The following is a 23616-nucleotide window of genomic DNA, read 5'->3' on the forward strand; positions in this document are numbered from 1 at the left end:
GCCGTGGCGGGCCCGGCGGGTCGCCTGGACGCCGTACTGGTCTGCGGCGGCCGATGGCACGACTTCGACCACGCGCGCCTGCGGCTGCTGGAACTGCTCGGTGAGCATCCGCGCGTGCGCACCACGGTGTACCAGGACTACGGCTGCGAGGCCGCCCTCGACGAGGCCGACCTGCTGGTCACCTACACCTGCGACGTCCGGCCCCGCCCGGCTCAGCGGGCCGCCCTGGCGCGGTTCGTCGAACGGGGCGGGCGCTGGCTCGCCCTGCACGGCACCAACGCGGTGATCGAGCCGTCGACGGGCGGCGGGCCGCGTGTGTTCACCACACCACGGCTCCTCGGCGAACTGGCGCAGGTGCTCGGCAGCCAGTTCCTGGCCCATCCGCCGATCGAGCCGTACCAGGTGCGGGTGACCCGGCCCGACCATCCGCTGGTCGCCGGGATCGGGCCGTTCACGGTCACCGACGAGCTGTACGTGTGCGAACTGCACGGGGAGCTGGACGTACTGCTGCACGCCGAGTACACGGGACCGTGCCGCGGTTTCGCCGAGGGCGACTCGGCGGCCCTGGACGACGCGCCCCGACCGGTGCTGTATCTCAAGCGGCACGGGGCAGGCGAGGTCTGCTACTTCACCCTCGGTCACTGCCGGGGGCGCTACGACGTGCAGGACCTCGGGGTGGACGACACGGGGCGCGTGGACCGGGGCCCCTGGCATACACCGGAGTTCCTGACGGTGCTGCGGCGGTGCGTCGAGCGGACGGTGGGTGCGTGGGGGCGGCGGACGGTTGAGCGCGGCCAGGCGGTTGAGCGCGGCGGGGGCGGCCGGAGGATTTCGCCCCCGCCGCCCCACCCGTTCCCGTCCCGGGGCTGCGCCCCCGGACCCCCGCTCCGGCCCTGAACGGGCCATGTCCTCACACGCCGGACGGGCTCAGTGGGCCGTGCGGCAGTACCACCGCGCGGCCGCCGATCTCCCCCGCGTGCAGACGCTCGTACGCCTCGGGCGCCTGCTCCAGCGTGAAGGTCTCGACGTGGGCGGACACGACACCCTGCCGCGCGAGGTCGAGGACCTCCATGAGTTCCGTCCGGCTGCCCCAGTAGGGGAAGGCGGCTGTCACCTCGAACGGCAGCCCGCCGCCGAACCCGACGGCCAGCGTGCCGCCGCCGAGGCCGACGACGGTGACATCGCCCTCCAGCGCCACCGACGCGGCGGCCACCGCCAGGGTCGCCTCGGCTCCCACGAAGTCCAGGACGACCTCCGCTCCCGTACCGCCGGTGAGTTCCCGCAGCCGCTCGGCCGCCTCGCCGTCGGAGAGCAGCACCTCATGGGCCCCGACCTCGCGTGCCAGCTCCAGCTTCGCCTCGCCCATGTCGAGGGCGACCACGCGGGCCGGCGTCAGGGCGCGCAACAGCTGCACGGCGAGGTGGCCCAGACCGCCCACGCCGATCACCACCGCCGTGCTGCCGGGGAGCAGCTTCGGCAGTGATCTGCGGATCGCGTGATACGGGGTCAGCCCGGCGTCGGTGAGCGGCGCGGCCTGGACGGGGTCGACCCCGTCCAGCGGAACCAGGTGGCGGGCCGAGTCCACCAGCATGTACTCCGCCAGGGCACCGGGCCGGCCGAGCCCCGGCGGCAGGATGCCGAGCCCGGCGGCGTACGCGCAGCAGTTCTCCTTGCCCTCGGCGCACTTGTGACAGCGCCCGCAGCCCCACGGCCCGTACACCGCCACCGCCTCGCCCTCCACCACGGCGGTGACTCCGGCGCCCACCGCCGCCACCGTCCCGACACCCTCGTGACCGAGTGTCATCGGCAGCGCGTAGGGGAACTGCTCCTCGGGCCAGCCCATCACCGCCAGGTCGGAGTGGCACAGCCCCGCCGCCGTCACCTTCAGCAGCACCTGGCCCGGCCCGGGTTCGGGCACCGGAACCTCTGCCACCTCGGGGGCGTGCCCCACCCGTCGGTACTGAACGGCTTTCATCGTCGGACCTCCTCGATGGTGGTTTCCGCCGGACGGGTCCCCGTCCGGCGGCGCAGCACGGCGGGCAGGGCGACCCTGCCACCGGTGAGGACCAGCGCCACGATGAGGACCGACCCGGTGAACAGGCTCGCGGCCCACTGCGCGCTGGTGGCGAGCCCGAGCCCGGTGATGCCGGTGCCGAGCAGCAGGACGGCGAGGACCGTGCCCCAGGCGTTGAAGCGGCCCGCCCGCAACTGCGTCGCCCCGACGAACGCGGCCGCGTACGCCGCCAGCAGATACGGGGTGCCCGCGGTGGGCGATCCGGAGCCGACCGAGGAGGCGAAGACGACCCCGGCGAAACCGGAGAGCAGCGCGGAGGCCACCAGGGTCAAAAAGCGCAGCCGGCCCGTGCGCACCCCCTGCAGCCGGGCGGCGTCCGCGTTGAAACCGGTCGCGTACAACCGGCGCCCGGTGGCGGTGTGTTCCAGCAGGAACCAGATGGCGACGGCGGCGAGCAGCAGGTACAGCACCGGCAGCGTGATACCGCCCGCGTCGAGCTGGGCGATGCTCGCGAAAGGCTCGGCGAGCAACTGCACACCGGTGATCGAGCTGTCATTGGTCACCATGGTGATCAGGGACTGGATCAGCGCTCCGGTGGCCAGGGTGGCGATGAACGAGTCGACGCGCAGGGCCACCACCACGATGCCGTTGACGACACCGATCAGCAGTGCGGCGGTCATCGCCAGGGCGATCGCCGTGCCGGGACCGAGCCCGGCGGAGACCATCAGATAGGCGGTCAGCACGCTGGTGAGCGACATGGTGTAGGCGACCGAGAGGTCGAAGACCCGTGCGGTCAGCGGCGGTACGACGCTGAGCGCCACCAGGCCCGCCACGGCGTTGCCGTTCAGTACCTGCTTGACCGTGATGGCGGTCGGGAACGTGTCCGGCGCCCATACGGAGAAGAGCACGACGATGACCAGCCACACGTACACGGCGCCGATGTTCCGGAACGACAGGGCGACCACCGCCCGTCGGACCGCTGTCCCCGGTGCGGACACCCTGGATCTCTCCGGTGCGGACGGCGGGAGCCCCGCCGTCCGGGTCGGGGTGGACGTCATGTCACTCGGTTCCTTACACCGCCACCGCCTCGCCCTCCACCACGGCGGTGACTCCGGCGCCCACCGCCGCCACCGTCCCGACACCCTCGTGACCGAGTGTCATCGGCAGCGCGTAGGGGAACTGCTCCTCGGGCCAGCCCATCACCGCCAGGTCGGAGTGGCACAGCCCCGCCGCCGTCACCTTCAGCAGCACCTGGCCCGGCCCGGGTTCGGGCACCGGAACCTCTGCCACCTCGGGGGCGTGCCCCACCCGTCGGTACTGAACGGCTTTCATCGTCGGACCTCCTCGATGGTGGTTTCCGCCGGACGGGTCCCCGTCCGGCGGCGCAGCACGGCGGGCAGGGCGACCCTGCCACCGGTGAGGACCAGCGCCACGATGAGGACCGACCCGGTGAACAGGCTCGCGGCCCACTGCGCGCTGGTGGCGAGCCCGAGCCCGGTGATGCCGGTGCCGAGCAGCAGGACGGCGAGGACCGTGCCCCAGGCGTTGAAGCGGCCCGCCCGCAACTGCGTCGCCCCGACGAACGCGGCCGCGTACGCCGCCAGCAGATACGGGGTGCCCGCGGTGGGCGATCCGGAGCCGACCGAGGAGGCGAAGACGACCCCGGCGAAACCGGAGAGCAGCGCGGAGGCCACCAGGGTCAAAAGCGCAGCCACCCGTGCGCACCCTGCAGCCGGGCGGCGTCCGCGTTGAAACCGGTCGCGTACAACCGGCGCCCGGTGGCGGTGTGTTCCAGCAGGAACCAGATGGCGACGGCGGCGAGCAGCAGGTACAGCACCGGCAGCGTGATACCGCCCGCGTCGAGCTGGGCGATGCTCGCGAAAGGCTCGGCGAGCAACTGCACACCGGTGATCGAGCTGTCATTGGTCACCATGGTGATCAGGGACTGGATCAGCGCTCCGGTGGCCAGGGTGGCGATGAACGAGTCGACGCGCAGGGCCACCACCACGATGCCGTTGACGACACCGATCAGCAGTGCGGCGGTCATCGCCAGGGCGATCGCCGTGCCGGGACCGAGCCCGGCGGAGACCATCAGATAGGCGGTCAGCACGCTGGTGAGCGACATGGTGTAGGCGACCGAGAGGTCGAAGACCCGTGCGGTCAGCGGCGGTACGACGCTGAGCGCCACCAGGCCCGCCACGGCGTTGCCGTTCAGTACCTGCTTGACCGTGATGGCGGTCGGGAACGTGTCCGGCGCCCATACGGAGAAGAGCACGACGATGACCAGCCACACGTACACGGCGCCGATGTTCCGGAACGACAGGGCGACCACCGCCCGTCGGACCGCTGTCCCCGGTGCGGACACCCTGGATCTCTCCGGTGCGGACGGCGGGAGCCCCGCCGTCCGGGTCGGGGTGGACGTCATGTCACTCGGTTCCTTCCATGGCGTGCACGAGCGCGGACTCGGTGATGTCCCGGCCGCTGATCTCCCGCGCGATCCGGCCGTCCCGCACCACCAGGACACGGGTGCACAGCGCGAGCAGGTCCTGGGTGTCGGTGGAGGACACGATGACGCCCATGCCCTCGTCGGCCTGCCGCTCTATCAGGTCGTACAGCTGCAGACGGGTGGCGATGTCCACGCCCGCCGTGGGTTCGCACAGCGCCAGCACCGGCGGGCGCTGTGCCAGGCAGCGGGCCATCACGACCTTCTGCTGGTTGCCGCCGCTCAGCGTGATGATCCGCGCCCCGCGGCCTGCCGTCCGGACACCGACCCGCCGGATCCACTCCTCCACCAGGGCGGACTCGCGGCGTCGGCGCAGCCGGCCGGAACGGGCGCGCAACCGGCCCAGGAGCGGCAGGGTGAGGTTCTCGCCGACCGAGAAGTCGCCGATCACGCCCTCGCCCGCCCGGTCCGCGGGAACCAGGGGAAGGCCCAGACCGTCGGCGTCGCGCGCCCGGGTCCACCGCTCGGAGCGCCGGGGCAGCCGCAGCCTGCCGCTCACCCGCCCGGGATGGGCCCCGCACACCGCGTACGGCACGATCTCGTGGCCGGAGCCGGCCAGGCCCGTGATGCCCAGCCGCTCGCCGCCGGCCAGGTCGAAGCCGACGCCCCGCAGGGGCCCGGCCCACAGGTCCCTGACCTCCAGCACCGGGTCGGCGCGGCTCGAAGGGGGCGGGGGACGGTGGTCGGTCTCCATCTCCTCGCCCGCCATCAGCTCCGCCAGCGCACGCGGGGTGAGCCCGGTGACCGGGCGGGTGGCGATCCGGCGTCCGCCGCGGATCACGGTGACCCGGTCGGCCAGCGCGAAGATCTCGTCCATCCGGTGCGAGACGTACAGGACGCCGGCGCCCGCGTCGCGGACCTCCCGCACGATGTCGAACAGGCGGGCCACCTCGCCGGGCGGCAGCACGGCGGTCGGCTCGTCGAGGACCAGGACACCGCGCCGGCCCTCCCAGCCCTGCAACGCGGCGGCGATGGCCACCACCGTGCGCTGGACCGGGGTCGCCGTCGCCAGCGGCCGGCGCACGTCGATACCGAGGCCGAACCGTTCCACGAGGGCACGTGTGCGCCGCTCCATCTCCGGCCAGCGGATGTTGCCGAGGGCGGTGCGGGCGAAGCCGTGCCGGAGCGCGAGGTTGTCGATGGCGCTCAACTCGCCCACCAGCCCCAGCTCCTGGTGGACGAAGCGGAGCCGGTCGTGCCGGGATGCCGAGACCTGGCCGAGGTCGAAGGGCTCACCGTCGAGTTCGGCCACGGCGCCGGGCTCCGCGTGGTGGTAGCCGGCGAGGATCTTGATGAGGGTGGACTTGCCGGAGCCGTTGGGCCCGATCAGGGCGTGGATCTCGCCCGGCGAGACCTCCAGGTCGACGTCCTGGAGTGCCTGGGTGCCGCCGAATCTCTTCGACAGGGCGGCCACCCGGAGCACCGGGCCGGTCAACTCAGCCCCCACAGCGCCTTGAACTGCGCCTGGTAGTCCTCGACGATGGGGAAGTCGCCGTCGGCCGAGGGCAGGTTGTCCTTGGTGACGAGCATGTTGGGCAGTGCGGCCTGCTGGTCCACGTCCATGGGCTGGCCCGTGAAGTGACGTGCCAGCGCGTCGGCCTGGAGCCAGGCCGTCTCGTGGGAGTTGAGCGCCATCGCGCCGTCGGTGAGACCGCTCTGGATGTACTGGTAGTTCTGCGCGTCACCGACGTTGACGACGATGTGCTTGCCCGTGATCCCGGCGGTCTTCAGCGCGGTCGGCACACCCACGTTCAGAAGGCCCAGGGAGAACACGACGTGGGTCACCTTCGGGTGCGACCGGAGGTACGACACCACGCGGTCCGGCATGTCCTTGCCCACGGCGGTGATCGGCACATCGACGTTGTCCAACCCGCAACCGTCGCACCACTTCTTGTACTTGGCGGCGAAGGAGTCCTTGACGGGCTTCAGGATCGTGTACGCCGGAAGGTCGAAGTAGACGGTGTTCGCCTCGGCGTCACTGTTCGACACCACCCAGGAGGCGAGCATCTCGCCCTGGACGCCGACGTCGTCCGGCCCGTTCTTGAGCAGGGAGATGCCGTCCCCCAGCAGGTCGTCGGCGTTCGACTGGACGACGGGGATCTCGGCGGCCTTCAGCCGGGCCAGCTGCTTGGCGTAGACGGCGCGGGGGAAACCGGAGGCGACGACGGCGTCCGGCTTGTCGCGCAGGGCCTGTTCGTAGGCGGCCTGGACGGACTCCGGGGTGCCCTGGGTGGCGATCTGCTTCACCTCCCAGCCGAGTTCCTCGGCGGCCTCGGTGAAGAAGTCGGCGAGGTCCTTGCAGGACTGGACGCCGCAGAGAATGAAGTCGATCTTCTTGCCCTTGGGGATCTTCTTGCCGACGGGCTGGGTCACGGAGATCGCGGTCGGGCGCTCGGAGTACTTCGCCAGGGCCTCGCGGGCCGCCGTCAGGCCGGGCGAGTCCGGCGCGGCCGCCTGCGTGGAGTCGGCGGCGGGTGTGCTGCCGCCGCCGCACGCCGCCAGGGCGAGCAGTGAGGCGGCGCAGAGGCTTGCGGTGGAGGCGCGGCGGACCGCGCGACGGGGTCTGGAACTCATCGTCGAGTACTCCCGAGAGATGTCGCCTGCGCTGCCGCGACCCACGTCGCTCCCGCGTACGCGGCGGTCGGGCTCCGGTCAGGCGGATCGATTCTGTGTCGCCCCGGGGCGAGGACGCCGCGGCGCTGGGGCCGGGACGGCAAGGGCCGTCCAGCAACGGAGAAACTTTTGAGGTACTACAGCCTCAAGTGGGTCGGAGTGTGACATGTCCCAGCGGCCTTGGGGAGAGGGCCGCCCTAAGAAATTCCGGTACCAGCGGTGAATGTCGTGGTGGGCGAGGAAATCGTAAGAGTCCGTCCCTCGGTACGAGTGTTGCTCCACGCCGTCACCCGTAACTACACTCACTCTAAAGTTTCTGCCGGAGGAGAGATGATGGACGAAACATCGGAGCTGGGCACCGCGCGGTGCCCCGGGCCCAGCGTCCAGGACTACCTCGACCAGGACAGCCGCCCCGTTCCCCCCGCCCTCAGGTTCGAGCGGAACGACCACCTCGGCAGCGAGGACATCGACACCGCCCGCTTCACCTCCCGCGCATGGGCCGAGCGGGAGATGCGGCAGGTCTGGCGGCGCGTGTGGCAGTTCGCCTGCCTGGAGAGCGAGATTCCCGAGGTCGGCGACCACGAGGTCTACGAGATCGGCGACGACTCGCTCATCGTCGTCCGCACGGCGCCCGAGGAGATCCGCGCCTTCGTCAACGTCTGCCTGCACCGCGGACGCAAACTGCGCACCGCGGGCGGCAACGTCGGCGAGTTCCGCTGCTCGTTCCACGGCTTCACCTGGAACCTCGACGGCACGATGCGGACCCCGCCGTGCGCCTGGGACTTCCCGCACGTCAGCCCGGAGAAGTTCGCCCTCCCGGAGGCCCGGGTGGCCACCTGGCGCGGCTTCGTCTTCATCAACATGGACCCCTGCGCCGAGTCCTTCGACAGCTACCGCGGCACCTTCGACGACTACTACATCTGGCCCCTGGAGAACCGCTACAAGTCGCTGCACATCGGCAAGGTGCTGCCCTGCAACTGGAAGGTCGCCCAGGACGCGTTCATCGAGTCCTTCCATGTGATCGCCACCCACCCGCAGATGCTGCCGTGGCTCGCCGACGCCAACTCGCAGTACGACGTCATGGCGGACCAGCCGAACTGGAGCCGGATGATCAACATCCAGGGCGCGCCCAGCCCGCACGTGGCGGACTCCGTCACGGAGGAGGACGTCCTGGAGACCTTCTACGACTCCCGCGCGTTCTACTCCGCCGCCCAGGGCCGTGACCTGGTGCGGCAGGAGGGCGACGAACTGCCGGCGATCCCGCCCGGCGGCACCGCCCGCAAGGTCCTCGCCGAACGGATGCGCGCCCAACTGGCGGCCACCTCGCGGCAGGACTTCTCGAACACCCCCGACACCGAACTGCTGGACGCCATCAACTACTTGCTGTTCCCCAACTTCAACCCCTGGGGCGGCGCCAAGTCGAACATCATCTACCGGTTCCGGCCCAACGGCCTCGACCCCGACTCCTGCACCGCCGAGATCATCTTCATGTCGTCCCCGAAACAGCCCGGCGAGCTGCCGCCACCGGCGAAGATCCGCTGGGTGCCGGAGGACATGCTCTTCGCCGACATCCCCGAACTCGGCGTGCTCGGCCCCGTCTTCGACCAGGACTGCGAGAACCTGCCCTACGTCCAGCAGGGCCTGAAGGCCATGCGCAAGCCGGGCATCACCCTGTCCAACTACCAGGAGAGCCGCATCCGCCACTTCAACCGGACCCTCGACCGGTGGATGGAGAAGTGACCCACCGGGTGTCGGTCAGACCCTCCGGCGTCGAGCTCGAAGTCCTCGACGGCGAGGACCTGTTCACCGCCGCCCGGCGCCTCGGCTACCGCTGGCCCACCGTCTGCGGCGGCAAGGGGACCTGCCGCCTCTGTTTCGTCCGGGTCGACGAGGGCGCCGAGAACTGTTCCCCCGTGGGCCCGCTGGAGCGCGAGGGCATCGAGTCCCTGCGCCGGCCGGTGGACGGCTCGACCAGACTCGCCTGCCGGCTCCTGGTCGAGGGGCCGGTGACCGTGACCAAGAGCGGCGTGCGCCGCCGAGTGCAGGAGTGAGGCCCTCATGTCCAAGCAAGTGATCCACCCACTCACCGGGCATGTGTACCGGCTCACCGAGGACGGGCTGGTCGAGGTGACCGACCCCCGGACGGGGGCACAGGGAGTCTTCGACTTCCAGGCCCGGTGGCAGTCGGGCGAACTGCGCCACGCCGACCTCCAGATGGCCGGCTGGGTCGGCCGTCTCGCCCAGCGGCGCACACCGCCGCAGCCCGAGGCCTGACCCGTGACGCCCCGCACCACCCGGGTGGTCTGCCTGGTGCGCCGACCGGTCGGTGAGCCGCTTCCCGGTGACTTCGCCGTCGAGGAACGCCCGCTGCCGCCCCTGGAGGAGGGACAGCTGCTCGTGCGCAACCTCTACATGAGCGTCGACCCGTCCATGCGCGGCCGCCTGGAGAGCACCGAGAAGCACTACACGCACAACTTCACCCCGGGCGCCCCGCTCGACGGCCGTGCCCTCGGCGTCGTGGAGGAGAGCCGCTGCGCCTCCGTGCCGCCCGGCACCTACGTACGCCACCAGCTCGGCTGGCGGGAGCGGGCGGTGCTCGACGCGAGGGCCGTGGACGGCGCCGGCCGCATCGACCCGGAACTCGCCCCGCTGCCCACCTGGTTGGGCCTGCTCGGCCAGACCGGCTTCACCGCGTACGTCGGCCTGACCCGGATCGCGCGGCTGCGTCCGGGCGACACCGTCCTCGTGTCGGCGGCGGCCGGCGCGGTCGGCACCGCCGCGGGTCAGTTCGCGCGCCTGCTGGGCGCGGACCGCGTCATCGGGACCGCCGGAGGACCGGACAAGTGCGCCCTGCTGGTGAAGGAGTTCGGCTACGACGCGGCCGCGGACTACCGTGCCGAGCCGGTGCGCGACGCACTGGCCCGGCTGGCGCCCGACGGCATCGACGTCTACTTCGACAACGTCGGCGGCGAACAGCTCGCCGCCGCGCTGCACGCCCTGCGCACCGGCGGCCGGGTCGCGCTGTGCGGCATGATGTCGCAGTTCGGCGGCGACCGGCTGTCCGCGGACATCAACCAGCTGATCCAGGCGGTCCTCAAGCGGCTGACCCTGCGCGGTTTCATCGTCCGCGACCACGACGACCTGCGGCCGGAGTTCGAGCGGCGGGTCGCGGGCTGGCTCGCCGAGGGCCGGATCACCGCGCGCGAGACGGTCGTGGACGGCCTGGAGAACGCCCCGGGGGCGCTGCTGTCCCTGCTGGACGGTGGCAACGTCGGCAAGATGCTGGTACGGCTGGGGGACTGACCGGACAGGACAACGGCGCCCCCGGAAGGGGGCGCCGTTCAGTGCGTCGGGCCGTTCAGCGCATCGGGCGGGTCTCGGCGACCGTGTGGGCCTCCAACGAGACCCCCACCCGGGTCAGTCCGGCCGAGGCGGCCCTGAACTCCTTGATGTGCGCGGTGCCGAAGTGGGCGTCGAGGGCCTGTTGCGAGACCCACCGCTCGTACACCCGGATGCGCCGCTCGTCGGCGGGGTCCGCCGTCATGGCGTAGTCGAGACAGCCCGGCTCCTCCTCGCGGGTCCGCCGGCCCAGTGCGACGAGATGCCGCAGCATCTCGTCGCGGTCGCCGGGCTCGTAGTCCATCCAGCCGGCGACGATGATCTCCTCGGCCACGGGCCGTCTCCTTTCGCGGTCGTGCCCGCGGGCCCGTCGCGTCCGCAGGGCGGAGGCGACGGGCCCGCGGAGTGATCAGCTGCCGGGCGAGGCGGGGACACCGTCCACGGTGACCGTGCCGCGGTCGCCGTCGACCGTGACGACCATGCCGTCCCGCAGCTTCCGCGTCCCGCCCTCCACGGAGATCACCGCCGGGATGCCCAGCTCACGGCAGACCACCACGGCGTGGCTGTTGAGCGCGCCCACGTCCACGACGGCCGCCCCGGCGACCAGGAACAGCGGGGTCCAGGCCGCGTCCGTGATCGGTGCGACCAGCACCTCGCCGGGCTCCAGCGCCTCGCACGAGGCCGGGTCGGTGACCACCCGCACCGTTCCGGTGTAGGTGCCGTGGCTGCCGCCCACACCCCCGAGGACATCGCCCTCGACGGCCGCCGGGGTGCGCTCCTCGGCGCGGCGCGCCCAGGTGTCGATCTCGGTCTGCGCGTCGTCGGCGACGAAGAACGGCGGTTCCAGCTCGTGCAGGCCCGCGTACTCCTCCAGCCGGCGCGCGATCACGGGGCCGAAGGACTCGGGGGCGGCGACGTAGTCGTCGAGTTCGGTGTCCAGCAGCATCATCACGTCCTCGGGCCGGGCGAAGAGCCCCGCTTCGACGCCGCGGCGACCGAGCTCCCGTACGGTCATGCGGATCTCGTTGACGACGGTGACGCAGTTCGCCTTGGTCCGCTCGCGGGCCGGGATCCACACCTGGGAGGCGTGCATGCCGGCGTCGAACATGGGCCGCGCGTCCTCGGGCAGCGCGGTCCGGATCTCCCGCGCCGTCCTCTCCCGCCCCTCGGACAGACGCTTGCGGCGGGCGGCCGGGGAGTCGTCGTCGGGGCTGTGCCGGATCCGGTCGACCAGGGCCAGCACCTGCACGGGCGCCGCCTCCCAGGACAGCGCGTGGATGTCCCACTCGTTGGGGCCCCGGTCGCCGGACTCGGCCAGGAACTCCTCGAAGGCGTCACGGAACGCCTTCACGTCGCCGGTCGCCCCGTCGAGCGCCTGCTCCACCGCGGCCGGTCCCCGGTCGAACAGCGCGCTCAGCTCGGCAGAGGCCGCCACCTGACGCGAGAGGGTCCACAGCCCGGTCGAGGGCGAGGCGGAGTCGACGTCGCCGAGACCACCGATCAGGTCGAGCATGGCGCCGGGACGGTCCACGCTCGCGCACAGCGGGCCGAGGATCGCCGGTCCGACGGACGCCGGCAGCGACGACTCGACGTGCCGCTGGAACGTCGTCTCCACCTCGTCCAGCAACGACCGTGCGTGCGCCACCAGTTCGGCGTCGGACAGTCGCGTCGGATCGGGTCGCGAGCGACGCAGGGCGCGCAGCCGTTCCCGGTCGGCGTCGGCCTCGGGGAACCCGGCCTGGCCGAGCATCCGCTGCAGCGTCGCGCCCGCCTTGGCGGTCAGCTCCTCGTCCCGGTCGTCCGGGTGCGGCACGTACACCGGCGTGTCGGAGCGCTGACCGACGAAGGCCGTGTCGATCTGGTCCGCCGTCTGTCCCATGCGGATGCCGAACAGCCGCATGTGGGACAGGTTGAGGTAGAAGTGGCCGCCGAACATGCCGACGAACGGCGGGCGGTCACCGGTGACCTCCTCCTCGCGGTAGATGCCGAACCCGACGAAACCGCGGCGCCAGCCCTGCAGGCCGCGCCCCCAGACGAGGGTCCAGCCCAGGGGGCTCGCGGGGTCCGGCAGCGTCTCGCCGGCGTTGGCCCGGGTGTAGTGCGGCAGCCGCTCACTGCGCTGCCAGTCCGTGATCCAGCTCTTCATCGCCGAGGTCTCCCGCTGTCCGTACCCGCGCCTGTCCCTGTCCGTCCCGCGCTCACCACTGCGCCGTTCCGCCGTCGACGCTGATCAGCGTGCCGGTGATACCCGCCCCGGCCTCGCCGGCGAGCAGCGAGGCGACGGCCGCGATCTGCTCCACGGTGGTGATCTGCTTGGTGGCCGCGTGCTCGGCGAAGCGGTTCAGCCAGACCTCGTAGGTGATGCCCTCGGCCTCCGCCGCGGCCGGGCCGGCGGCCCGCATGAGGTCGGTGTCGACGGCGCCGGGGCAGATGGCGTTGCAGGTGATGCCCTGGGTGCCGTATTCGAAGGCCGTCGCCTTGGTCAGTCCGTGGATGGCGTGCTTGTTGGTGATGTAGTGGCTGATCGCGGGCTTGTTGGCCTGCTTGCCCTCGACCGACGAGATGTTGATGATCCGGCCCCAGCCGCCCGCCAGCATCTTCGGCAGGGCGCGGCGGGTGCCGTAGAAGTAGGCGTTGAGGTTCAGGTTGAGGGCGTCGTGCCAGGCCTCGTCGCTGAGCTGGTGGACCGGGGCGAAGCCCGAGGTGCCGCCGGCGTTGTTGACCCAGATGTCGAGTCTGCCGAAGCGCTCCGCGGCGAAGTCGGCGAGGGCCTCGATGTCCTCCTGGCTATTGGCGTCGCAGGGGTGGAAGACGGCCCGGTCCCCGGCGGCCATCTCCTCCAGGGCCTGCTTGCCCTTGAGCTCGCTGCGGCCGCTGACGACGACCGTCGCGCCGTCGGCCAGGAACCGTTCGGCGATGGCGCGGCCGATGCTGCGCGTGCTGCCCGTGATCACCGCGACACGTCCGTCGAGGCTGCCCGTAGCCACCATGGTGTTCTCCCGCGAGTGTTGTTGGTTCGTCACCTGGTGGCTCTTGAGGCTGCTGTGGCCCCTGTGTCCAGGTGTCGGTGAATGGTGCGGTGGAAGTGCTGGAGTCCGGGCTCGTTGCGTCCGAAGACGAAATCGGTCCCGTCGAGGGCCTTGAGCCCCTGCTGGACTCCGTAGGTGGTCGCGTAGTCCTCGTCGCGGACCACCTCGTGGAACCACGCGCCGAACCGGTCGGCGGCCTGGCGTTCCTCCTCGGTGACCGCCGGTTCCCGCAGCAGGATGATCTGCTGGGTCACCGACTCGGTCGCCGTGCGGGGGAGCACCAGGGATACTGCGATCTTCTGGCGCCAGCCGCCGGCGATGGCGAGGCCCGGGAAGAGCCAGTAGATGGGTCCGACGCATTCCCCGGGGTCACGCCGGTCCGGCGGCAGCTCGACCGCCTGCGCGATGGGGCGCAGGGCCGGTGCGATGCGCTGGTGGGGGCCCCAGGTGTCGTGGGCCATCATGTTCGAGAGGTTCGTCTCGAACACCGTCTTGGGGTGCAGCGAGGCGAAGTGGTACGTCTCCAGGTACCCGTCGAGCGTGACCTTCCAGTTGGGGCTGGTCAGCTCGGAGGTGGAGTAGTGGTGGCACTCCGCCAGCCTGAGGCCCTCCAGCAGTGGCCGGAGATCGCCCAGCCAGGCGTCCAGGTCGGGTTCGGCCGCCGGGTCCAGCGAGACGAAGACGATGCCCGCGTGTTCCCCGGCCGGGAGCCGGACCAGGCTGCGGCCTTCGCGCGGAACCTCGCCGAAGGTCTTCTCGGCGTACACGCCCCGCAGTTCCCCGGCCAGATCGTACGACCAGGAGTGGTAGGGGCAGGTGAGCCGCCTGGACACTCCGCAGCCGGGTTCGAGGAGTTTGGCGCCCCGGTGCCGGCAGGCGTTGATCATCGCGTGCACCGTGCCCTGCCGGTCCCGTGTGATCAGCACGGGGATGCCGAGCACGTCGATCGCCTTGTACGTGTTCGGCCCCGGAAGCTCGCAGGACATGGCGAGCGGCAGCGGGACGCTGCGGTGGACGGCGTCCATCTCGCGCTGCCAGCGGTCGGCGTCGAGGTAGTTGGCCACGGGCTCCGTCCACTGGCCGTCCGTCTCGTGCGTCGTGTTGCCGCGGTAGTGCGCCATCACACGCTCGACGAGTTCGGCCGCTTCCCGCCGCATCGCCACGGATGCGGCGTCGGTGGACCGGTCCTGGCTGATCCACGACGCGTATTCGGGGGCCGAGGGGGAGGCGGGAGCCGCCGAGGCCGTGGCCGAGGCCCGCGACCCGCGGTCGGTGTCTGTCTCCCGTATCTCCGGCGAACTGGTCTGGACCACGATGTCCTCACAATCCTCCCAGCCGTGAGCCGGTGGCCGGCTTCGGAGTGCGACAGCTGGGCTGTGTCCGAAACGACAACAGGACTTAGTGTGCTCTGTCAATAGAAAGTGGCGAAGTGGCCGCTCGGTGGACCGTGGGGGTGGGTGCGATGGTCATGACCCTGCCGTTCGAGGTGGGCGTGGTGGTGCGGGACCTGGAGCTGATGGAGCGCTTCTACGGCGAGGTGTTCGGCTGTCGGGCCGAGCGCCGCTCCCGTGTGCCGGAGTCCGTCGGGGTCCCGGCCGGGCTCGGCGGCGAGCTGGCTGTCGTCTGGCTGCGGGTGCCCTCCGGGGGGTGCGTCAAGTTGATCCTTCCCCGGTCGGCGCCGGTCTCGGCCGGTGCGGAGGTGCTGCCGGCCGGGCGTCTGGGGCTGTCGTACCTGACCTTCCATCTCGACGACATGGACGCCGTGGTGGCGGCTCTGCCGGTCGCGGGTGCCAGGCCGCTGTCGGACCCTGTCGTCGTCCGGGCGCGGGGTCGGCGGATCAGCTTCTGGGCGGATCCGGAGGGCAACGTCGTGGAGGTGGTGGACGAGCGGGCCGACATCGCGGGGCAGGGCCATAGTAATTAGAGAAGGTGTTCAGTAAGGTGCCCCGTGCTGGTTACTGTAGACCGGCATAAGTAAGTCCGATTGCTTGGCAACCTCCCTCGGGCGAAGGGGCGGACGATGGCTCAACGAGCATCAACGGCATCGAAGAAATCCACGCAGGTCAGCGCGCAGGTGATCAAGGATCTGCACGAACGCATGGTGCGCATCAGGCTCTTCGAGACCGAGGCGGGAAAGCTCATGGAAGCGGGCAAGCTGCCCGGTTTCCTGCACCTGTATGTCGGCCAGGAGGCCGTGGCGGCCGGCGTGATGGCGGCCCTGCGCGACGACGACCAGATCACCTCCACCCACCGGGGCCACGGGCACGCCGTGGCCAAGGGCGTCGGATTCCGCGAGATGTACGCCGAGCTGTACGGCCGGGTCACCGGCGCGTGCCTCGGCCGCGGCGGGAGCATGCACATCAACGACCTCGCCCGCGGCATGCTCGGCGCCAACGGCATCGTCGGGGCGGGCGTCCCGATCGCCGTGGGCGCCGCCTTCGCCGCCCGGTACAAGGGCGAGGACAGCGTCGCCGTCACCTTCTTCGGCGACGGAGCCACCAACATCGGCGCCTTCCACGAGGGCGCCAACATGGCCGCGATCCTCGGCCTGCCCGTGGTCTTCGTCTGCGAGAACAACGGTTACGCGGAATTCACCCCCCAGTCCGGGCACATGCTCCTCACCGACGTCGCCGACCGGGCCGCCGCCTACGGCATCCCCAGCGTGATCGTCGACGGCATGGACGCGGTCGCCGTGCACCGCGCCGCGACCGAGGCCGTCGCACGGGCCCGGGCCGGCGAGGGCCCGATGATGATCGAGGCCAAGACCTACCGCTACTTCGACCACCAGGGCGTCAAGGGCCTGCGTCATCCCTACCGCTCGGACGAGGAGGTCGCCGAGTGGAAGGCCCGCGACCCCATCGACCTCATCGAGGCCCGGGCCGTCGCCGACGGCACCGCGACGCGAGCGGAGCTGGACGACGTACGGCGGCGCACGCGTGAGGAGATCGCCGAGGCCATCGCGTACGCCGAGGCGAGCCCGCTGCCCGACCCCGCCGACCTGCTGCTCAACGTCTACTCGGGATGACCGCCATGACCACCACCGAAGCACCGGCCCCCGCCACGCGGAAACTCACCTACGTCAAGGCCTTCAACGAAGGTCTCGCACAGGCCATGCGCGAGGACGACAACGTCTTCGTCGCCGGCGAGGACGTGGCCGGATACGGCGGAGTCTTCCGCATGTTCGACAACCTGCTCGACGAGTTCGGCCCCCGCCGCATGATCGACACCCCCATCTCCGAAGCCGCCCTGGTCGGCCTCGGCGTAGGAGCCGCCGCCCGGGGGCTGCGCCCCGTCGTCGACCTGATGTTCATGGACTTCATCGGTGTCTGCCTCGACCAGATCGTCAACCAGGCGGCCAAGATGAAGTACATGTTCGGCGGCGCGCCGTCCGTACCGCTCACCATCACCACCGCCTCCGGGGCGGGCCTCGGCGCCGCGGCCCAGCACAGCCAGAGCCTGGAGGCCTGGCTCGCCCACGTGCCCGGCCTCAAGGTGGTGATGCCGTGCGACGCGTACACCGCCAAGGGCCTCACCGTCTCGGCCATCCGGGACGACAACCCGGTCGTCGTCATGCTCAACAAGGTCCTGCTCGGCAGCACGAGCGAGGTGCCCGAGGAGATCTACGGCATCCCGCTGGGCCGGGCGCACACCGCGCGGCAGGGCTCCGACGTCACCGTGATCGCTCTCGGCCGCATGGTGGGCGAGGCCCTCGCGGCCGCCGACGAACTCGCCACCGAGGGCGTGGAGATCGAAGTGATCGACCCCCGCACCGTGCAGCCGCTGGACACCGAGACGATGTTCGCCTCCGTCCGCCGCACCAACCGCGTCCTGGTGGTCCATGAGGCCGTCACTTTCGGCGGCCTCGGTGCGGAGATCGCCGCCCAGATCCAGGACGTGGTCTTCGACCACTTGGACGCGCCGGTCCTGCGCATCGGAGCCCCCTTCTCCCCGGTGCCCTTCTCGCCGGTCCTGGAGAAGGCGTACGTGCCCGATCGCGCCCGCATCGCCCAGGGCTGCCGGCGCCTCCTCGAAAGGTCGTGACCGACGTGGCGGTCGAGGTTCTGCTCCCGAAGATCGGCCTGACCATGCAGGAGGGCACGATCGACGAATGGCTGGTGCCCGCCGGCACGGCCGTCGCGGAGGGCGAGGCGCTGCTGCGGCTGGCCACCGACAAGGTCGACGTGGACGTCGAGGCGGAAGCCGGGGGACTGTTCCACCCGGTGGTCCCGGCGGGCGCCACCGTCCCGGCCGGGGCCCTCATCGGCTGGCTGCTGGCCGAGGGCGAGCAGCCACCGGACCCGGCGGGTGCGCCGATGCCCGCCGGGTCCGGGACCGGCTCGGAGCCGGCCGCCGTGGCCGCTCCCGCTGCCGGACCCGCTGCCGTGTCGCCCTCCACCGACGGTGCCGGTGACCGGCTGCCGGCCTCGCCGAACGCCCGGCGGATCGCCGCGGCCGCCGGCGTCGACCTCTCCGCCGTACGCGGCACCGGGCCGGGCGGCCGGATCGTGTCCGAGGACGTGGAGGACCTCCTCGCCGCCCTCCCCGGCGACGACCTCGTCACCCCGGCCCCGGCGGACGGCATCGCCTCCTCGCCGCTGGTCCGCAAGCTGGCGAAGGAGCGGGGCATCGACCTCTGCGACGTCAGCGGCACCGGGCCCGGCGGCCGGGTACGCCGAGCCGACCTCGACGCCGTCGCCCCGCCGCCCCGCCGCCGGGACGCGGCTCCCCGCCCCGGCGACGTCCTCCCACTCACCGGAATGCGCGGCACCATCGCCCGCAGGATGCACGCCAGCCTCCAGGAGATGGCACAACTGACGCACGGCTACGAGGTGCGGATGGACGCCGTGGTGTCCCTGCGGGACCAGCTCAAGCAGGAGTGGACCGACAGCGAACCGCCGGTGCCCAGCGTCAACGACTTCCTGCTGAAGGCCGCCGCCCTCGCCCTGCGCGAGCACCCGCTGCTCAACGCGACGGTGCGGGAGGACGGCGTCCATCTGCTCGACGGCATCCACCTGGGCTTCGCCGTGGCCGTCCCGGGCGGCCTGATGGTCCCCGTGATCGAGGACGCGGTGACGCTGCCGCTGCCCGAGATCGCCCGCCGGTCGAGATCCCTGGCCCAGGCCGCGCGCGAGGGCCGGATCTCTCCCGCACAACTGGAAGGAGCCACCTTCACCGTCACCTCGCTCGGCGGATACGGCGTCGACTTCTTCACCCCCGTGATCAACCCCGGCAATGTCGCGATCCTCGGGGTCGGCAGACTCAGGGACGGCGTCGAGTGGGCGGACGACCGGCCCCTGCGGACACGGGTGCTCACCCTGAGCCTGACCTTCGACCACCGTGCCGTCGACGGGGCACCCGCCGCCGAGTACCTGCGCACGGTCGGTGAGTTGCTGCGCAGGCCCCTGCGCCTGCTGGTGTGATCCGAGGCCGAGAGGCCGCCTAGGGGGTGTTTCGAAAGTCCTGTGCGGTGCCCGCGGTGTCCGGTGCGTGCTCTCGGCGTGCCGGACGAAAGCCCTCGTACTGGACGTACTTGGGGTTTCGGCCGGTGCGGCGAGAGTGCGTGCCGGGCGCCGTGGGTGCTGTGCGGGACTTTCGAAACATCCCCTAGTAGGGCTCCGTTACGTCTGTCTGTCGGTCCTGTTTGGGGGAACGCTGAAGGTGTGGACGCACATGAAGTGAACCGGGCTCGGGCGACGTTGGCGTTATTCGTGGCTGACGTGTTCGCGTCGGTGCCGCGTAAGGATCAGCGGGCGAAGGGCGACTGCTACCTGCGGGGATTGATGCTGGACGGACGGCGGAAGTCGATCCAGCCGATGGCGGAACGGCTGCCGGACGGCAACGAGCAGAACCTGCAGCAGTTCGTGAACCAGTCGACGTGGGATCCGGTGCCGGTGCGGCGGCGGATCGCCCAGCGGATGGTGCCGAGAATCGGCCCGGAGGCGTGGGCGGTCGATGACGTGTCGTTCCCCAAGGACGGGAAGATGTCGGTGGCGGTCGCGCGCCAGTACTGCGGGGCGCTGGGCAAGCGGGCCAACTGCCAGGTCGCGGTGAGTGTGCACGCGGTCTCCGACACGGCGTCCTGTCCGCTGCAGTGGCGGATGTTCGTGCCCGAGGAGTGGGCGGACGATGCGGTGCGGCGGCAGAAGACCGGGATACCGCAGGAGGTCGGGCACCGGGAGAAGTGGCGTCTGGCCCTGGACATCCTCGATGAGCTGGCCGGGTGGGGTCTGGTGCCGCCGGTGGTGGTGGCCGACGCCGGCTACGGGCAGAACGCCGACTTCCGCGACGGTCTGAGCGAGCGGGGCATCGGCTATGTCGTGGCGGTCCGTTCGGACGTGACGGTCCACCCGCACGACGTGCGGCCCACCGCCCCGGCCTGGTCCGGGAACGGTCGCAGGCCGCAGCCCCGCTACCGGGACAAGCCGTCCTCGGTGGCAGCGCTGGCTCAGGAGCACGGACGGCAGGCGTTCACCGAGGTGACCTGGCGTGAAGGCTCCCGCGGGCCGATGCACTCACGCTTTCTGGCGCTGCGGGTGCGGCCGGGGGTGAGGGCCCGCCGTCTGGCCCAAGCCGCCGCCACTGCCGAGCACGGCCACTGGGACGGTGTCCTGCCCGAGGTGACGCTGCTGGTCGAATGGCCCCAGGACGCCGAAGCACCCACCGACTACTGGCTGTCCAACCTGCCCGCCGACACACCGATCACCGAACTGGTCCGCCTGTCCAAGATCCGCTGGCGCATCGAGCACGATTACCGGGAACTCAAGCACGGCCTCGGCCTGGACCACTTCGAGGGCCGCTCCTGGAACGGCTGGCACCACCACGTCACCCTGGTCACCGCCGCCCACGCCTTCCTCACCGAACAGCGCCTGTCCCCAAAAGCCGATACAGCGGACTCACCCTCTACCAGATCCTCGACGCCATCCAGGACCTGCTGAACTGCTGGACCGGCACCTGCACCACCTGCCACCGCCCGCTGCCCAGAACATCCACCACCAGCCAGAACCCAAGAGCCAGAGCAACCTAACGGAGCCCTACTAGTAGTGCGTCGCTGCTTAGTTGTGGCGTGTCTGGTTGGGAGGCTGGTGTCTGGTGGGTTCCTCCTTCCCTTTTGCCGGACAGGACTGTCGTCATGGGTTCACAGAAGAAGCGGCCGGTCAGGTTGACACCGCAGGATCGTGAGGAGTTGGTCCGGGTGACCACCACGGGTGTTCGTGGGGCCTCGATGATCATGCGTGCGCGTGTACTGCTAGCACTGGACACCTCGGTGGGAGACGTGGATCCCAAGGCGGTGATCGCGGCCCGGCTCGGCGTCTCCGGTGAGACGTTACGGCTGGTCGCCAAGCGTTTCGCCGAGACCGGTGGCGATGTGCACGCCACGATCGCGCGGAAGAAGCGCGACCTCCCACCGGTGCCCTCGCCGGTGACCGGCGAGGTCGAAGCCCGGCTGATCGCGATGGCGTGCTCACAGCCACCCCAGGGCCATACCCGGTGGTCGCTGCGGCTGCTGGAGAAACATGTCGCGCTGGCCGAGGACATCCCCGATCTGGACCACTCCACCATCGGGCGGGTCTTAAAAAAACGGAACTGCGCCCTCACCTGAGAAAGTGCTGGACCATCCCACCCCGGGCGAACGCGGAGTTCGCGGCCCGGATGGAAGACGTGCTGGCCGTCTATGCCCGGCCCTACGACCCGGCACGTCCGGTGGTGTGCATGGACGAGAAGCCCTACCAGCTCCTCGGCGATGCCCGCGACCCGGCCCGCCCGCCCTGGTCACGACGCCCGCCAGGACAGCGAGTACATCCGCTGCGGCACGTCCTCGATCTTCGTGTGGGTCGAACCCTGCGCGGGTGGCGTCGCGTTCAGGCACTGTCCCGGCGGACCCGGATCGACTGGTGGCCAGGTCAAACAGTTACTGAGCGTGGACTACCCCGACGCCGAGACCGTGGTGCTGGTGATGGACAACCTCAACACCCACAACATCGCCTCGTTGTACGAGGCGTTCGAACCGAAGAGGCATTCGCCCTGGCCCAACGCCTCGAGATCCACCACACGCCCAAGCACGGGTCATGGCTCAACATCGCCGAGATCGAACTCTCCGCACTGACCCGGCAATGCCTCGACCGCCGGATCAGCGACCTCGACACCCTCAACACCGAACTCTCAGCCTGGCAGAACGCCACCAACACCGACCAGCGTCAGGTGAACTGGCAGTTCACCACCCACGACGCACGCATCAAACTGCGCCACCTCTATCCCAAAAACTAGCCGCGACAGTCTACTAGAAGTTCGATGAAGATCTTGGTGAGGGTTGTCCGGCCGCCAGGCCGGACAACCCCTGTGGTCATGTAGTGGCCGGTGCGATGTGCCAGGTGCCACTGGTGTGGGTGAGTCCGAGGTTGATCAGTCGGCGGAGGTTGAGGGCGGCGGCTCGGGTGTGGAGCCAGGTGTCGTTCTTGATGGTGCCGCGGTAGCGCAGGCGCCGGTTGCCGTGGTGGACGAGCCAGGCGACGGCGCGTTCGACCGGGGGGCCGCCAGCGGCGGTAGTCGGCCTGCCAGCCGGGGTCGGTGGCGGCCTGGCGGCGAGCGGCTGTCTGGAGGTTGTGGTGGGGCCGGATGGTCAGGATGCGTCCGGCCCTGGCTTTGGTGCACCGCTCGCGCAGGTGGCATCCGGCGCATAGGTCCCCGAAAGAGGCTTTGCGTTGGTGGTGCTGCCCGCCGGGGTCGGACAGGGCGACGGTGTGTCCGGCCGGGCAGGTCACGACGGCCGTTTCGGTGTCGATGGCGAAGTCGTCGAGGGAAGCCGCCGGGGACGGCAGGCCGCAGCAGGGGCGGGTTTGAGGAACAGCTGGTGCCCGGCCTCGTGGAGGGTCTGGCGGACATCGCCGGTGGAGTAGGCGGTGTCGCCGAAGACGTCCAGCGGGTTGTCCTCGTCGGCAAGCAGGTCCAGACCGACGGCGGCCTCGTGGTGTTCGGCTCCGGAGCCGGGCCGCAGGGCGACCGCGGTGTATAAGCCGGTCTCGGGCTCGATGGCCAGGTGGGCCTTGAAGCCGTCCTGCTGGTGGCTGCGCGTCTTGTGGACGTGCCGGGCTTCTGGATCGGTGGTGGAGACCATCCGGTTGGGGGCGGTGCCCCGGTGATGCGCCAGCGTCCGTCGCGGCCGTCGGAGTCCTCGGCGGGCTCGACGTCCTGGCCAACGACCAGGGCCAGAATGCCCACCGCGTTCGCGGCTTTCTCCGAGTTGCTGTTCGGGCAGGTGGCCCAGCAGCCGCAGCGCGTCTGTGACCAGGGCGTCGACCAGTTCGGCGCGGGCCTGCTCGTCGTTCCAGGCGATGCGGGGCTTGCCGGGGTCGGTGTAGTCGTGCGCGGTGCACTGGGCAGCGGCGACTGCGTCGGCGCCGGGGACCTCGCGGATCACCGCGCGGACGGCGGCGATGATCTGGGTGACGGTGTCCTGGGTGGCGACCGCGTCGTCCAGCACGGTGGAGTCCAGTGCCCGGCGGTGCTTGCCCTTGAGGACGCCGGTGGCTTTCACGACCTCGCGCGGCGTCGAAGATCCGGTTCGGGCGGGCGGAGCGGGACAGCCGGCGGCGAAGTAGGCCAGCAGCGACGGGTCGAATGCCATGTCGTGAAGTCCCAGGCCGCATGCGGCCTTCCAGCGCAGGTCGCACCGCAGTTCCTGGACCGTCTCGAAGTCCGACAGCCCGTGCAGGGCCTGCAAGGTGATCGCGGCGGCCAGGATTTGTGGCGGCATGCTCGGCCGTCCGTTCACCGACGGGTACATGTCCGCGAACATCTCAGCCGGGAACAACTCGCCGCGATGCTCGGCCAGGAACGCGAACACGCTCCCGGCCGGGATCAGATCCCGGCAGGTTTCCCCACGTCCGGCCCGACGGTCTCGCCGACCCACTCGCCCATCGCCACAAGACAGGTCTGGCTGCCGCTGACGCGGCAGGGCCAAAACAAAGATCTTCATGAGCCTTCTAGGCTTGTTCTTTCTTTCGGTCTCCAACGGTGTCTCGAACTGGGTCGCTCACCTGGGGTTCGCCGGACGTGGGGCGGCCTTCGTCTGATCTGTGCTCCGACCAAGGTGCGTGACCACGACGAAGGCCGTGAGGGTG

At 70.8% G+C, this 23616-nt stretch carries 22 protein-coding genes and 2 pseudogenes; 12 read left to right on the plus strand and 12 right to left on the minus strand.

From position 1 onward, the window contains the following. The first annotated feature begins 3 nt into the window (after positions 1–3). Positions 4–897: a ThuA domain-containing protein gene (locus tag E4N62_RS47245; RefSeq protein WP_230224643.1), complete on the plus strand. Its 894-nt coding sequence runs from the start codon at positions 4–6 to the stop codon at positions 895–897. A gap of 13 nt (positions 898–910) precedes the next feature. Here E4N62_RS47245 and E4N62_RS47250 read toward each other — a convergent pair whose 3' ends face one another. The 7 genes and pseudogenes from E4N62_RS47250 to E4N62_RS47280 all read right to left on the minus strand — a co-directional run bounded on the left by E4N62_RS47250 (position 911) and on the right by E4N62_RS47280 (position 7091). Beyond that, entirely contained in the window at positions 911–1975 is a 1065-nt protein-coding gene (locus E4N62_RS47250; RefSeq protein ID WP_230224645.1) for an NAD(P)-dependent alcohol dehydrogenase, read from the minus strand. Next, positions 1972–3072 (minus strand): ABC transporter permease, encoded by a 1101-nt coding sequence (locus tag E4N62_RS47255; protein WP_230224647.1) that lies wholly within the window; start codon positions 3070–3072, stop codon positions 1972–1974. The genes E4N62_RS47250 and E4N62_RS47255 overlap by 4 nt, the downstream gene beginning before the upstream one ends. A 16-nt stretch (positions 3073–3088) precedes the next feature. Next, positions 3089–3346: pseudogene (locus E4N62_RS47260) on the minus strand (alcohol dehydrogenase catalytic domain-containing protein); the annotation flags it as partial. After that, entirely contained in the window at positions 3343–3729 is a 387-nt protein-coding gene (locus E4N62_RS47265) for a hypothetical protein (protein WP_230224649.1), read from the minus strand. The pseudogene E4N62_RS47260 and the gene E4N62_RS47265, both read right to left, overlap by 4 nt. Further along, positions 3714–4439 carry an ABC transporter permease gene (locus tag E4N62_RS47270; protein ID WP_230224651.1) on the minus strand — a complete coding sequence of 242 codons (726 nt, stop codon included), beginning with the start codon at positions 4437–4439 and terminating at the stop codon, positions 3714–3716. Before E4N62_RS47270 ends, E4N62_RS47265 begins: the two co-directional genes overlap by 16 nt. 1 nt (position 4440) lies before the next feature. Next, on the minus strand, positions 4441–5964 hold the full coding sequence (locus tag E4N62_RS47275) for a sugar ABC transporter ATP-binding protein (protein WP_230224653.1): 1524 nt from the start codon (positions 5962–5964) through the stop codon (positions 4441–4443). Next, positions 5949–7091 carry a substrate-binding domain-containing protein gene (locus E4N62_RS47280; RefSeq protein ID WP_230224656.1) on the minus strand — a complete coding sequence of 381 codons (1143 nt, stop codon included), beginning with the start codon at positions 7089–7091 and terminating at the stop codon, positions 5949–5951. Before E4N62_RS47280 ends, E4N62_RS47275 begins: the two co-directional genes overlap by 16 nt. Positions 7092–7460: 369 nt before the next feature. On the opposite strand from E4N62_RS47280, the gene E4N62_RS47285 reads away from it, so the two are divergent. The 4 genes from E4N62_RS47285 to E4N62_RS47300 are packed head-to-tail and all read left to right on the plus strand — an operon-like array spanning position 7461 to position 10433. Further along, positions 7461–8870 (plus strand): SRPBCC family protein, encoded by a 1410-nt coding sequence (locus E4N62_RS47285; protein ID WP_230224658.1) that lies wholly within the window; start codon positions 7461–7463, stop codon positions 8868–8870. Beyond that, positions 8855–9181: a 2Fe-2S iron-sulfur cluster-binding protein gene (locus E4N62_RS47290; protein WP_230224660.1), complete on the plus strand. Its 327-nt coding sequence runs from the start codon at positions 8855–8857 to the stop codon at positions 9179–9181. Before E4N62_RS47285 ends, E4N62_RS47290 begins: the two co-directional genes overlap by 16 nt. A 7-nt stretch (positions 9182–9188) precedes the next feature. Continuing rightward, positions 9189–9404, plus strand: coding sequence for a transposase (locus tag E4N62_RS47295; RefSeq protein WP_184897032.1), 216 nt, complete (start codon positions 9189–9191; stop codon positions 9402–9404). A gap of 3 nt (positions 9405–9407) precedes the next feature. Beyond that, on the plus strand, positions 9408–10433 hold the full coding sequence (locus tag E4N62_RS47300; RefSeq protein ID WP_230224662.1) for an NADP-dependent oxidoreductase: 1026 nt from the start codon (positions 9408–9410) through the stop codon (positions 10431–10433). Positions 10434–10488: 55 nt separating this feature from the next. Here the strand turns inward: E4N62_RS47300 and E4N62_RS47305 are convergent, their stop codons facing one another. The 4 genes from E4N62_RS47305 to E4N62_RS47320 all read right to left on the minus strand — a co-directional run bounded on the left by E4N62_RS47305 (position 10489) and on the right by E4N62_RS47320 (position 14811). Next, positions 10489–10803, minus strand: a complete 315-nt coding sequence (locus E4N62_RS47305; protein ID WP_230224664.1) for a putative quinol monooxygenase — start codon at positions 10801–10803, stop codon at positions 10489–10491. Positions 10804–10878: 75 nt separating this feature from the next. Further along, positions 10879–12615: a PEP-utilizing enzyme gene (locus tag E4N62_RS47310; RefSeq protein WP_230224666.1), complete on the minus strand. Its 1737-nt coding sequence runs from the start codon at positions 12613–12615 to the stop codon at positions 10879–10881. A gap of 52 nt (positions 12616–12667) precedes the next feature. Then, positions 12668–13492: an SDR family NAD(P)-dependent oxidoreductase gene (locus E4N62_RS47315; protein WP_230224667.1), complete on the minus strand. Its 825-nt coding sequence runs from the start codon at positions 13490–13492 to the stop codon at positions 12668–12670. Next, the gene (locus E4N62_RS47320) at positions 13489–14811 is read right to left on the minus strand and encodes an aromatic ring-hydroxylating dioxygenase subunit alpha (RefSeq protein WP_230224668.1); all 1323 of its coding nucleotides are present in this window, start codon (positions 14809–14811) and stop codon (positions 13489–13491) included. The genes E4N62_RS47315 and E4N62_RS47320 overlap by 4 nt, the downstream gene beginning before the upstream one ends. Before the next feature lie 155 nt (positions 14812–14966). Between E4N62_RS47320 and E4N62_RS47325 the strand changes: the two genes are divergently transcribed. From E4N62_RS47325 to E4N62_RS47355, 7 genes are all read left to right on the plus strand, one after another. Further along, the gene (locus E4N62_RS47325; protein ID WP_230224669.1) at positions 14967–15422 is read left to right on the plus strand and encodes a VOC family protein; all 456 of its coding nucleotides are present in this window, start codon (positions 14967–14969) and stop codon (positions 15420–15422) included. Positions 15423–15518: 96 nt separating this feature from the next. Next, complete coding sequence (locus E4N62_RS47330) at positions 15519–16523, plus strand: thiamine pyrophosphate-dependent dehydrogenase E1 component subunit alpha (protein ID WP_230224670.1); 1005 nt, start codon at positions 15519–15521, stop codon at positions 16521–16523. A gap of 5 nt (positions 16524–16528) precedes the next feature. Continuing rightward, positions 16529–17539: an alpha-ketoacid dehydrogenase subunit beta gene (locus E4N62_RS47335; RefSeq protein WP_230224671.1), complete on the plus strand. Its 1011-nt coding sequence runs from the start codon at positions 16529–16531 to the stop codon at positions 17537–17539. Then, positions 17536–18918 (plus strand): 2-oxo acid dehydrogenase subunit E2, encoded by a 1383-nt coding sequence (locus E4N62_RS47340; RefSeq protein WP_230224672.1) that lies wholly within the window; start codon positions 17536–17538, stop codon positions 18916–18918. Before E4N62_RS47335 ends, E4N62_RS47340 begins: the two co-directional genes overlap by 4 nt. A 240-nt stretch (positions 18919–19158) precedes the next feature. Then, positions 19159–20433, plus strand: coding sequence for an IS701 family transposase (locus E4N62_RS47345; RefSeq protein WP_230224674.1), 1275 nt, complete (start codon positions 19159–19161; stop codon positions 20431–20433). A 194-nt stretch (positions 20434–20627) separates the two neighbouring features. Then, positions 20628–21098 carry a helix-turn-helix domain-containing protein gene (locus tag E4N62_RS47350; RefSeq protein ID WP_230211441.1) on the plus strand — a complete coding sequence of 157 codons (471 nt, stop codon included), beginning with the start codon at positions 20628–20630 and terminating at the stop codon, positions 21096–21098. 50 nt (positions 21099–21148) lie between these two features. Then, positions 21149–21763 carry a transposase gene (locus tag E4N62_RS47355; protein WP_230224676.1) on the plus strand — a complete coding sequence of 205 codons (615 nt, stop codon included), beginning with the start codon at positions 21149–21151 and terminating at the stop codon, positions 21761–21763. A 76-nt stretch (positions 21764–21839) separates the two neighbouring features. Here the strand turns inward: E4N62_RS47355 and E4N62_RS47360 are convergent. Then, positions 21840–23405: pseudogene (locus E4N62_RS47360) on the minus strand (IS1182 family transposase). Positions 23406–23616: the final 211 nt, after the last annotated feature.

Origin of the sequence: Streptomyces sp. MNU76 (assembly GCF_020982545.1) — a bacterium.
Classification (GTDB): Bacteria; Actinomycetota; Actinomycetes; order Streptomycetales; family Streptomycetaceae; genus Streptomyces.